The organism is Paracoccus niistensis (assembly GCF_042432925.1).
GTDB classification, from domain to species: Bacteria; Pseudomonadota; Alphaproteobacteria; order Rhodobacterales; family Rhodobacteraceae; genus Paracoccus; species Paracoccus niistensis.
Genome location: NZ_JBHLWE010000038.1, coordinates 274022 through 285481, shown reverse-complemented (window position 1 = coordinate 285481; position 11460 = coordinate 274022). Strand labels below are relative to the sequence as shown.

The 11460-nt window shown below is 66.8% G+C and carries 12 protein-coding genes; 10 read left to right on the top strand and 2 right to left on the bottom strand.

Translation table 11 applies throughout. The annotated features are described in order from the left end of the window. Positions 1-61 precede the first annotated feature (61 nt). Positions 62-949 carry a pseudouridine synthase gene (locus ACFFII_RS12880; RefSeq protein ID WP_377699277.1) on the bottom strand — a complete coding sequence of 296 codons (888 nt, stop codon included), beginning with the start codon at positions 947-949 and terminating at the stop codon, positions 62-64. Between ACFFII_RS12880 and ACFFII_RS12875 the strand changes: the two genes are divergently transcribed. The 9 genes from ACFFII_RS12875 (at position 942) to ACFFII_RS12835 (ending at position 8278) form a co-directional block, all read left to right on the top strand. Then, positions 942-1673, top strand: a complete 732-nt coding sequence (locus ACFFII_RS12875) for a PPC domain-containing DNA-binding protein (protein ID WP_377699276.1) — start codon at positions 942-944, stop codon at positions 1671-1673. The genes ACFFII_RS12880 and ACFFII_RS12875 overlap by 8 nt on opposite strands. Further along, the gene (locus ACFFII_RS12870) at positions 1670-1975 is read left to right on the top strand and encodes a c-type cytochrome (RefSeq protein ID WP_377699275.1); all 306 of its coding nucleotides are present in this window, start codon (positions 1670-1672) and stop codon (positions 1973-1975) included. Before ACFFII_RS12875 ends, ACFFII_RS12870 begins: the two co-directional genes overlap by 4 nt. Next, positions 1972-3252 carry an NAD(P)/FAD-dependent oxidoreductase gene (locus ACFFII_RS12865; protein WP_377699274.1) on the top strand — a complete coding sequence of 427 codons (1281 nt, stop codon included), beginning with the start codon at positions 1972-1974 and terminating at the stop codon, positions 3250-3252. The genes ACFFII_RS12870 and ACFFII_RS12865 overlap by 4 nt, the downstream gene beginning before the upstream one ends. Continuing rightward, entirely contained in the window at positions 3249-4277 is a 1029-nt protein-coding gene (locus tag ACFFII_RS12860) for a YeeE/YedE family protein (protein WP_377699273.1), read from the top strand. The genes ACFFII_RS12865 and ACFFII_RS12860 overlap by 4 nt, the downstream gene beginning before the upstream one ends. Then, positions 4274-5617 carry an FAD-dependent oxidoreductase gene (locus tag ACFFII_RS12855; RefSeq protein WP_377699272.1) on the top strand — a complete coding sequence of 448 codons (1344 nt, stop codon included), beginning with the start codon at positions 4274-4276 and terminating at the stop codon, positions 5615-5617. Before ACFFII_RS12860 ends, ACFFII_RS12855 begins: the two co-directional genes overlap by 4 nt. Next, a complete protein-coding gene (locus tag ACFFII_RS12850; RefSeq protein ID WP_377699271.1) occupies positions 5610-6095 on the top strand; it encodes a thiosulfate oxidation carrier protein SoxY in 486 nt (161 codons plus the stop codon). The genes ACFFII_RS12855 and ACFFII_RS12850 overlap by 8 nt, the downstream gene beginning before the upstream one ends. Positions 6096-6104: 9 nt before the next feature. Next, a complete protein-coding gene (locus tag ACFFII_RS12845) occupies positions 6105-6431 on the top strand; it encodes a thiosulfate oxidation carrier complex protein SoxZ (RefSeq protein WP_377699270.1) in 327 nt (108 codons plus the stop codon). A gap of 241 nt (positions 6432-6672) precedes the next feature. Further along, complete coding sequence (locus tag ACFFII_RS12840) at positions 6673-7152, top strand: MarR family winged helix-turn-helix transcriptional regulator (protein WP_377699269.1); 480 nt, start codon at positions 6673-6675, stop codon at positions 7150-7152. Next, a complete protein-coding gene (locus ACFFII_RS12835; protein WP_377699268.1) occupies positions 7142-8278 on the top strand; it encodes an FUSC family protein in 1137 nt (378 codons plus the stop codon). Before ACFFII_RS12840 ends, ACFFII_RS12835 begins: the two co-directional genes overlap by 11 nt. Positions 8279-9088: 810 nt before the next feature. Here the strand turns inward: ACFFII_RS12835 and ACFFII_RS12830 are convergent. Beyond that, entirely contained in the window at positions 9089-10108 is a 1020-nt protein-coding gene (locus ACFFII_RS12830; protein WP_377699267.1) for a GlxA family transcriptional regulator, read from the bottom strand. 94 nt (positions 10109-10202) lie between these two features. On the opposite strand from ACFFII_RS12830, the gene ACFFII_RS12825 reads away from it, so the two are divergent. Further along, entirely contained in the window at positions 10203-11456 is a 1254-nt protein-coding gene (locus ACFFII_RS12825; RefSeq protein ID WP_377699266.1) for a sarcosine oxidase subunit beta family protein, read from the top strand. The last annotated feature ends 4 nt before the right edge of the window (positions 11457-11460 follow it).

Below are 11460 nucleotides of genomic sequence, written 5' to 3'. Positions count from 1 at the left end.
CGATCAGTCTCCTCGCGGAGCCTGAAGCACCCAGCAGCAGGCAGACCAATGGGTCCTGACCCTAGTCAAAGATCAGGGCGATCTCTTCTTCGTTCAGCAGCTTCCACTGACCGGGCGCCATGCCATCAGGCAGCGACAGACCGCCCAGGCGTTCGCGGTGCAGTTCCTCGACGTGGTTGCCGCTGGCGGCAAACATGCGGCGCACCTGATGGTACCGGCCCTCCGTGATGCTGAGCAGGGCTTCGGTATCCGAGATCACGTCCAGTTCGGCAGGAGCAAGGGGCTTGTCCTCGCCCTGCAGGATCAGATCGCCCGAGGCAAACAGCTCGGCTTCGCTGCCATCGAGCGGGCGGGCCAGCCTGGCGCGATAGGTTTTCCTGATGCAGCGCCTGGGGCTGATCACACGGTGCAGCAGGTCGCCATCGTCGGTCAGCAACAGAAGACCGGACGTCTGCTTGTCCAGGCGGCCAATGGTCGAGATCGCCGGATCCCGCCGTTTCCAGCGCTCGGGCAAAAGGTCATAGACGAGCGCGCCGTCTTCCTTGTGCGAACAGGTCATGCCCAGAGGCTTGTTCAGAAGGATGACCATGCCGGGAAGGGGATCTAGTGCCTCGCCGTCGATCGTCATGCGGGTCGGCAGATCAGGCGTGACCGGGATGCGTCCGGTGACGTCCAGAAGGGCGGCAGCGTCCAGAGTGATGGCGCCCGCCCTGGCCAATCGCGCCACTTCCTTGCGCGAGCCATAGCCCATGGAGGACAGGAGCTTGTCGACGCGAGAGGTCGGGATCTTCGCCATTATTTCCGGCCCCTCAAACAGCCCGAAGGGCGACAGCAGCCATTCATTTGACGCCTCGAAGATTCTGAAGCCGCCCTTGGCGACGGCTATCGTCACGCCTTTGAACGCTTCTTCGATCTTTGTCTCATAAGGCAGGCGACGATCCGTGACCATCCGCGCAACATGGGCGATCTTCAGCCGCTCGGCAAAGTTGCGGTTCTGTTGGAGGAAGGCGGGGCTCCCCAAGCAGGGGCGCGGCCAGGCTGCGACCATCGACGAAAAAGCCATTGCTGCGTTGGCCACCGCCTCAGCCCGCCCCGGTCCGATTGACAAACCGCCGGAGGGGGGCAAGAACAGACAAAGGCTGCGGATGCACCTTGAATGTTTCATGCCCCGTCGGGGCTGCCTGGTTCAGTCATCTGCAGGACGAGTTCGCGTGACCTCCCGGTCCTCATCATCATTTGGCGACACGCAGTTCATGCGCTCTGACGGCGTCTTCGCGGCCGTACGTCTGCTGCCCGGCGACGAACTGATCGCCGGTCTCCGGCGCCTTCAGAAGGAAACCGGCACCAAAGCCATGGCCGTTGTGACCTGCGCGGGCAGCCTCCGGTCAGCGCATATCAGGCATGCCGACGCGGACAGCGGAACGCTTTACGAGGGGCCGTTCGAGATCGTTTCCTTGGCGGGCACGATGGACCCGAACCACCAGCACCTTCACATTTCGATCGCGGACAGGGAGGGCAAGGTCTTCGGCGGGCATCTGCTGCCGGGTTCCGCGGTTTATACGACAGCCGAGATCGTGACGCTGATCCTGACCGATCTCGGCTTCGGTCGCGCGCCCTGCGATCGCTCGGGCTTCGACGAACTGACCATCACCAAGCGGAAGGCCGAGGCATGATCCGTCTTCTTTTCATGGTCCCCCTTGCTGCCGGGCTGGGGGCCGCTCATGCGCAGGACCTCAATCCTGCGGCCGTGCAGGTGCTCGCCGGTCCCTGCGCGAATTGCCATGGGCCGGACGGCCGGTCGCCCGGGTCCATTCCCTCGATCGCCGGGCTGCCCGAGGCAGACGCCGTCAGGCGGATGCTGGCTTTCCGGGACGGCACCGATCCGAGTGCCACGGTCATGCCGCGGCTGATGAAGGGCTATGACGAGGCCGAGATCCGGGCGCTCGCCCACTGGTTCGCGGAGATCGGGCAATGAAGATGACGACGCGGCGGGACCTGCTTCTGGGGATGGGGGCGGGCATGGGTACGATGGCGCTGCTCGGGATCGTGCGGGCGCAGGGGGCGGCCCGCGTGGTGGTGGTCGGCGGCGGTTTCGGCGGGGCGACGGCAGCGCGGTACCTGCGACGGCTGAACCCGGACCTGCGGGTCACCCTGGTCGAGCCGCAGGAGCGGTTCGTGACCTGCCCCTTCTCGAACCTCTACCTGGGCGGTTTGCGGGACTGGGACAGCATCACGCATGGCTACGACGGCTTGCGTGCGGCGGGGATCGAGGTTGTCCATGCCCTGGCCGAGGACGTGGACGGTTCGGCCCGCACGCTCACGCTGGCGGACGGCAGGCGGCTGGACTGGGACCGGCTGGTGCTGTCGCCCGGCATCGACTTCCGCTGGGGCGAACTGGCGGGCTATGACCAGGCGGCGGCGGAGCTTGCGCCCCATGCCTGGAAGGCAGGACCTCAGACGCAGCTTCTGCGCAGACAGCTCGAGGCGATGGAGGATGGCGGCACCTTTGCCATCGTCGTGCCGCAGGGCGCCTTCCGTTGCCCGCCCGGCCCCTATGAGCGGGCCAGCATGGTTGCGCATTACCTCAGGACCCGCAAGCCGCGGTCCAAGGTCCTCATCCTGGACTCGCAGGACAAGTTCTCGAAGCAGGCGCTATTCCAGCAGGGCTGGCAGGCGCTTTACGGCGACATGATCGAATGGATCGGCCAGTCCGACGACGGGCTGGTGGTCGAGGTGGACGCAGGTGCCCGCGAGGCCATCACCGCCTTCGGCACCCGCCACAAGGCCGACGTGCTGAACGTGATCCCGCCGCAAAGGGCCGGGCTGATCGCGGACCGCGCGGGCGTCACCGATGAAACGGGCTGGGCGCCGGTGCGGGCGGACCGCTTCGAATCTACGCGGGTTCCGGGGGTTCATGTCTTGGGCGACGCCACCATCGCCGCGCCGATGCCCAAGTCGGGCTTCTGCGCCAATGCCCAGGCCAAGGTCGCTGCGGCAGCCATCGCCGCCGACCTGGCCGGGCAGCAACCGCCGCCCGCGAGCTTTGCCAACACCTGCTACAGCCTGATCGGCCCGGGCTACGGCATCTCGGTCGCGGGCGTGTATCGCGCCGAGGGCGAGAAGGTGATTGAAGTCGAGGGTTCCGGCGGGGTCAGCCCGCTTGAGGCGGGCCCCGGGTTCCGGCAGGCCGAGGCCGATTATGGCGCGGGCTGGTATGCCTCGATCTGTGCCGACATCTGGGGCACGGCATGAATGCAGTGCTGCCGGGCCTGGTCCTTGGCGTGATCTTCGGCGCGGCGGCAAGGGCTGGCGGCTTCTGCCTGCTGCGGGGCCTCAGGGGTCTGCGGCCCGGCGGCGACCTGTCGGCGCTGCGGGCCTTCGGCCTGGCCATGCTGGTGGCGCTGCTGGCGACGCAGGCGCTGAACCTTGCGGGCGGAACGGACCTGAGTGCCGCGATGCCGCTGAGGGCAGGCAATCCCTGGCCCTCCATGCTGGCCGGGGGCGTGATCTTCGGCATCGGCATGGGGCTTGCCAATGCCTGCGGGGCACGCTCGCTGGTGCTGCTGGCGGGGGGCAACCTGCGGTCCCTGCTGGTGCTGCTGTGCCTCGGCCTCGGGGCGCAGGCCACCCTGACCGGGGTGCTGGCGCCCCTGCGCGCAATGGTGCAGCAACTGGGGCAGGCGCCTGCCGTTTCGTCGCTGCCGCAGCTTCTTGCCGACGGGGGAATTGCTCTTCCCTTTCTGCTCTCGGTTGCCCTTCCTGGCCTGCTGCTTGGCTGGTTCGCCCTGCCCCTGCTGCGCCGCAGCCCGCGCGAGGCCGTGATGGCGGCGGTCATCGGACTGACCGTTGCGGGCGGCTGGTGGATCACCTTTGCCGCCGACGATCCTTTCGACCCCCGGCCCCTGACCTCGATCAGCTTTGTCGGACCGATGGGCGAAAGCCTGCTCTGGATGATGCTCTCGACCGGCCGCAACCTCGGCTTTGCCGTGGCTGTCGTCGGCGGAACGCTGGCCGGTGCCTTTGCCACGGCGATCCTGACCCGCAGCTTCCATCCGGAAAGCTTCGGCTCGCCCCGCCAGATGCTGCGCGCCATCGCGGGCGGCGTCCTGATGGGCTTCGGGGGCGTCCTTGCCCTTGGCTGTTCCATCGGTCAGGGGCTTTCGGGTGTTTCAACCCTTTCACTGGGCAGCATCGTCGCCCTTGCCGGCATTGCCGCAGGAGCCTTGGTGGCGCTGTCGTTTTTTCCCCAACCCATCCACGCAGGAGCCACGACATGAAGATCCGCCGCCGCACCCTTCTCACGGCCGTGCCCGGCCTTGCCCTGGGCGGCGCGCTGGCCGGCATCTCGCCCGCCCTTGCCGCACCCGCCGCGCTGACGGGCGACACCATCCTCAAGCCGCGCAGCGGAAAGAACCCCCGCATCGTCATCTGTGGCGGCGGCTGGGGCGGACTGACCGCGGCCCGCTATCTCAAGGCCGAACTGCCCGAGGCCGAGGTGATCCTGCTCGAACGCAACCCTTTCTTCTGGTCCGCGCCCTTCTCGAACAAGTGGCTGATCGACGTGGTGGACACGGGCTTCCTTGTCCATGACATGCAGCGGCCCGCCAACAGGTACGGCTACACCCTTGTGCAATGCGAGGTCACGGGGATCGAGCGCGACCGCAAGATCGTCCGCACCTCGAAAGGCGCGGTGGACTACGACTATCTGATCCTGTCGGGCGGCATCCGCGATGCCTGGGACAGCTGGTTCGGCGACGATCAGGCGGCGATCGACCACACCCGCGCGCATTACGCATCCGCCTATATCCCGCAGGGGCAGATGCTGGGGCTGAAGGACAAGGTCCGCAGCTTCAAGGGCGGCACCATCGTGATGACCCTGCCCCCGCCGCCCCACCGCTGCCCGCCCTCGCCCTACGAACGCGCCTGCCTGATGGCCTGGCACTTCAAGTCCAGCAACATCCCGGCGAAGATCGTGATCCTCGATCCCAAGCCTCAGGTCGCCCCCATCGGCGCGGGCTACCGCGCGGCGTTCCAGGAGCTTTACCCCGACATCATCACCCATGTGCCGAATGCGAAGGTGAAGGAGGTCGATCCCTGGAACAAGCGGATCATGACCGAGGCGGGCGACTTCGACTTCGACGACGCCATCTTCATGCCGCCGCACCAGGCATCCGACATGGTCTTCCACGCCGACCTGATCGGCCGCGATGCGGAAGGGAAATCCACCGGCTGGGCCGACATGAACCCGCGCCTGTTCCACGCCATTGCGGACGACAGCGTCTATATCGTGGGCGACAGCATGGGCCCGATCTCGCCCCATTTCGGGCATTACCCGAAAAGCGCCCATGTCGCGAACTACATCGGCAAGATTGTGGCAAAAAACATCGGCGAGCGCGTGCGCGGCGAGGAGGTCGTGGGGCGGCTGCCCGACAACCTGTGCTACATGCTGGTGAACGGCGACCCGCGCGAGGCCATCTCGGTCGAGTTCGCCTATGAGGTCGGGGCTGACAACCTCGTGCACCAGACGCAGATTGATATCGACGTCCGCACGCCCGACCTGATGGAAGAAGACTTTGGCTGGATCAACGGGATGTTCGATGACTTTGTCCGTGTCTGACCCCGACCGGCGGCGCCTTCTGGCAGGGGGCGCCTCGTTTGCCGGCATCGCTGCGCTGGGGCTTTGCCCCGCGCCTGCGCGGGCGCAGTCCTCGCTGGCGATGCCGCAGCCCGACTCGGTCGAAGCGGACCGCCTTGCCGCCGAATTTGCAGGCGGGGCCGAGCCGCTGGCCGAAGGCCTGGCGCTCGATCTGCCAGCCTTGGGCGACAACCCCGCCGCCGTGCCGGTCCGCGTTCATGTCACTGGCCCGATCACGGACGCCTTGTGGTGCGAGGAGATCATCCTGATCGCCGATCTGAACCCCAAGCCCTTGGCCTGCCGCTTCCGCTTCACCGCTGCGACCGGGTCGGCCGATGTCGCGGTGCGGGTGCGGCTGATCCGGTCCATGCCGATCCGGGCCTATGCCCGCATGAACGATGGCCGTGTGCTGATGGCACGGCAGGAGATCACCGTCGCGGCCGGCGGCTGCGGCCTGTAGGAGACAGTCATGGCCCGTCCCCCCCGTATCTGGATCAGCAACGAGGCCCCGGCACCCGGAGAGGTCGTCCGCGTCCGCGCCCAGATGGTTCACGTGATGGAAAGCGGCTTTCGGCTGGATGCCGAAGGTGAGCCGATCCCGGAGGACCTTCTGACCGGCTTCACCGCGACGCTCGATGACGCGCTGCTGATGGAATGGCTGCCGGAAACCGCGATCTCGCAGAACCCGTATATCGAGTTCACCTTTGCGGCCCGCCAAGGCGGTACGCTGCGCATGGTCTGGTCTGATACCAGGGGCGTCGTGGCGGAGGCGGAGCGTACGCTGAAGGTTGGTTGAGGCAAGCATCCGCATGGGCGGGCAGCCGCTGCACCCTGGCGACATGTTTCAGACTTCGTCTCCATCGGGCGGCGGATCTGCGGCAGCCAGCGCCCCGTAGAGCTTGGCCGGATGCTGGCTGCCGCTGCATCAGCACCAGTTCGGCGGCGCTTGCGGGCAGCAGGAACACAGCCTGAGCCATGGCTCACATGACTGAATGATTTGCATTGCAATGCAAATCATCTGTGCCTACATGCTTCCGATGACACATCCTGCATCCTCTCCCCGCTCGCGCTTCGGTTTCCGCTTCTCCCTGCTCGGAAGGCGCTGGCGCCGCACGATGGAGGCCGAATTGTCCGCCGCGGGACTGACGGATGCCACCTGGGTTCCGCTTGTCCATCTCAACGAAACCGGGGGCGGCATCACCCAGAAAGAACTGGCCGGCCTTGTCGGCGTCGATGGCTCCAGCCTCGTGCGCGTTCTGGATATCCTGGAACGCGAAGGGCTGATCGAGCGGCGCCGGGATGAAAGCGACGGCCGGGCGCGCCTGATCCATCTCACGCCCCAGGGCGAGCGCCGCGTCGGCCTGATCCGCGAGGAGTTGGCACGCGCCGAAGAGGCAGTCCTGTGCGATCTTTCGGACGAAGATATCGCTCGGATGCTGGACTGCCTGGACAGGATCGATCACCGCATGACTGCCCTTGCCGCGGAGGACAAGGCGGGGACGTCCGATGAGGTCTGACCGATTGGGCAGCAGGTTGGACACGGCTCGGGCTAGGCGCCGCGATGCCGCGCGCCAACTTCTGCATCCTGACCAGCTGCGGGACAGCGCGGCGCTGGCGCGGCAGCCCTCGCTGCGCAACTCGGCGCTGGCAGGACTGCAGGCCGCGATCACCTCGGCGATCGCCCTGCCGCTGTTCCATCTCTCGCCCTGGTCGCATCTGATCGGCTTTGCCTCGCTGGGGGCGCTGGTGGCGCTGTTCGGGCGCTTTGCGCCTGCCCGCAGGCGGAACCGGATCGTGCTTCTGTGCGGCATCTGGCAGGTGCTTGCGGTGCTGGTCATGTCGGGCGCGGCCTGGATGGGCGCCCCTGTCGCCCTGCAACTGCTGCTGCTGGCGGTCTCCTGCGGGGTTTTCCTGTTCGTGGCGGTCACGGGCGGGTTCGGCGCGCCGGGTCCGCTGATCTTCGTCTTCGCCGCCGGCGCCTCGATGTCCGCCGGAGGACTGACGGGCCCGGAGGTGGTCGAGCGGGTCCTGGCGACGGCCATCGTCGCGGCCCTGGCCCTGCTGGTCTGCGCCGTGACCGAGGCCTTCCGCCATCATCCGGCACCGGACCGCCCCCTTCCTGCCGAGCCGGTCCGTCCCCTGAGCCACCGCCTGGCCGCAGCCGCCCGCAGCAGCGTCGGCGCGGGGATCGCCGTCTTCCTCAGCCATGTCCTCGGGGCCGATCATCCGGCCTGGGCAGCGATGGGTGCCCTGGCGGTGATGCAGGGGGCGCATCTGCACATCACCATGAACCGCGCACTGCAGCGTATGGCGGGAACGGTTGTCGGCGCGCTGCTGGCCTGGGTGCTGCTGGTGCAGGATCCTTCCGTCTGGACCCTGATCGCGGCCCTGATCCTGCTTCAGGTTGCCACCGAGATGGTGATCGGCATCAACTATGCCTTCGGCCAGATCCTCGTCACGCCCATGGCGCTGCTGATGACCCATCTGGCCGCGCCCCAGGCGGCCGGCCCTGCGATGGCCCCCGAGCGTGTCCTGGACACTCTTCTGGGCGCAGGCGCGGGCATCGTGATCGCGGTCCTGCTGTCCACGATGGACGACCGTCGGCACCTGGCAGAGCTGCGGAAGGAAGCAGCAGACACATAGCCCCGGCCCGGGGCGCACGGCAGCGCAGGATCGCAAGGGGGCCAGAACGGCCGGGGTTTTCCCCTTTTGCTGAATCCGGCAATGATGGGGCAGGGGGTTCTGGCAGCGGGTCGAGGAAACATGAACCGACCGGGCTGCGACCGGATGTTTCTTGCAGTGACAGAGGCGTGCAGCTTCACCGGCGGCGCGCAGATGCTCGGCACCAGCTCAGGCCAGCATCGAAGCTGGCCTCGCGCCTCAAGGCGGAACCGGGCATCCGGCTGCTGAACCGCACCACGCGAGCGGTTTTCCACTCGTCAGGCCAAAGCGATAAGCTCTTTCGCAGTTGCCTTGCGCCTGCGGTGAACGGCAGCGGCGACCCATGAATAGCGGACGGAGTGTCCGCTGACCGATCCCCTTGTCCCTTGTAGACACGCTGAGTCCGGGCTGCGCATAGCAAGTTGTGCGCCAGTCTTGATTTTCGAACAGCGCGCATGTTCGTACGTGGTCGGTATTGCCTTCGCCCTTGCTGCAGTACACGGCGGATCGAGCCGTTCGGAGTCCAGGTGAGTAACAACTCGGCGTTCCAGCCACTGCCGCCGAGAAGATATAGGGCACCGGCATTCCGCAAATGAAGCACGGCTTCAAAGTGAGGCGGCTCGGTGGGCCCGGTCACCATAAGCGCGACGAGCAGCATGGACCCGCGACAGTTATCCGCAGGTTCGCGCAGGATCGGCTGGAATATCACCGCAAGCTGAACAACTGGGAAACCATCGGACAGGGCTGGACGCACCGCACGAACAGGGTCGAGCAGGCCGTGCTCGAGATGGTTCAGCAAACCCGTCCGGTTGCTTGGGCTGCCGCTTCCATCGGGAAGTTCCTGCGATACTGCGCGGGGGTGATGCCGCGCTCGGCCTTCAGCACGCGGGTCAGGTGCGGGGCGTCGCAGAAGCCGCAGGCGAGTGCGATCTCGGTCGTGGAGTCCCTTGTGCTGCGCAGGCGCAGCAGGGCGCGCTCGATCCGCAGTTCGGCGTAGATCTTCAGGGGCGACTGCCGCAGGTCGGACAGGAAGTGCCGTTCCAGCGTGCGGCGCCCGACGCCAAGCTCGCGGGCGAGGTCCTCGATGGGCTTCGGGGCCTCGATGTTCTGCTGCATCTTCAGCACCGCGCGCTTGACCAGCGGGTCGGTGGCGCGCTGGACCGGAAGCTGAGCGGGCTGGGGACGCTCGCCGCTCAGCGCCTCCTCGATCATCATGATGTTGAGGCTTTTCGTGGCCGCCGACCTGCCGATGTGGCGCTGGACCAGATGGGCGGCCAGATGCGCCGCCCCCTGCCCGCCCGAGCAGGTCAGGCGGTCGCGGTCCACGACGAAGATCTGGTCGGCCACCGGCGTCTCGTCCTCGAAGCGGTCGATGAAGTCTTGGTGGTGGAACCAGCTGACGCAGGCACGATAGCCCTTCAGCAATCCCGCCTGCTGCAGGATGAAGACGCCCGTGCACAGGCCCACCAGCGCCGTGCCCGATGCCGCCGCCGACCGGAGATAGTCCATCATCCCGTCACTCAGCGCCACGTCGTCTCCGATCAGGCCACCGACAACGACGAGATAATCGAACCGCCCTGCATGGCGCAGGCGGGTGTCGGGCTGGACGCGCACACCGCAGCTCGACCGTATCGGCGCCATGTCGTCCGACAGCACCGCCCAGTCGCAGAGGATCGGGCGCGACTTGTCGGCCTCGTCCGCCGCAAGCCGCAGCACGTCCACGAAATTGGCGAAGGCGGACAGGGTGAAGCGGTCGGCCAGGATGAAGCCGACCCTCAGGCGCTTGCGCGGCGGGGACAGGGGCTGGGCCATGGCGCGATCCTTCAAGCGGGATGGCGCGAATCTACCGCCGCGCGGGGGGCCTGCAAAGTAGCTTTGCGGCCAGTCCTTCCGAGCCGGTGAGACCATGGCGCGCTTCAACGCTTTATCTCTTCTGAAACACAGCCTGACCGGCCACAAGAACTGGCCCGAGCAATGGCCCGAGGCCCAGCCCAAGGCCGAATACGACGTGGTGATCGTCGGCGCCGGCGGGCACGGTCTGGGGGCGGCCTATTACCTCGCCAAGCAGCACGGCATCACCAATGTCGCGGTGATCGACAAGGGCTGGCTGGGCGGCGGCAACACGGGGCGGAACACGACGATCATCCGCTCGAACTATCTTTATGACGAAAGCGCCCGGCTTTACAACCATTCGGTCGATTTGTGGGAAAACCTCAGCCAGGAGCTGAACTACAACGTCATGTATTCCAAGCGCGGCGTGCTGATGCTGGCGCACACGGTCCATGACGTCCAAAGCTTCAAGCGCCACATCCATTCGAACCGGCTGAACGGCGTCGACAACCGCTGGCTGACGGCCGAGGAATGCAAGGAATACTGCCCGCCGCTGAACATCTCGCGCAATGCCCGCTATCCAGTAGTGGGCGGCGCGCTGCAGGAACGCGCAGGGACTGCCCGGCATGACGCGGTGGCCTGGGGCTATGCGCGGGCAGCGGCGGCGCGGGGGGTGGACATCATCCAGAACTGCCCGGTGACGGCGATCCGGCGCGGCCCCGACGGCCGCGTGATCGGGGTCGAGACGGCCAAGGGTTTCATCCGCGCCAGGAAGGTCGCCGTGTCGGCTGCCGGCCACACCTCGGTGGTGATGGAAACGGCGGGCGTGCGGCTGCCGCTGGAAAGCTTCCCGCTGCAGGCGCTGGTTTCCGAGCCGGTGAAGCCGATCTTCCCCTGCGTGGTCATGTCGAACGCGGTCCATGCCTATATCAGCCAGTCCGACAAGGGCGAGCTGGTGATCGGCTCGGGCACCGACCAGTACACCTCCTATTCGCAGCGCGGCGGGCTGCCGCTGATCGAGCACACCATCGCCGCCATTACCGAGATCTTCCCGATCTTCAACCGAATGCGCATGCTGCGGAAATGGGGCGGCATCGTGGACGTGACGCCCGACCGCTCGCCCATCATCGCCAAGACCCCGGTTCCGGGACTTTATGTGAACTGCGGCTGGGGCACCGGCGGCTTCAAGGCCACGCCCGGCTCGGCCCATGTCTTCGCCTGGACCATCGCCAAGGACGAGCCGCACCGCATCAACGCGCCCTTCACCATCGAACGCTTCCGCACCGGCCGGCTGATCGACGAGGCCGCCGCCGCCGCCGTGGCCCACTGAGAGA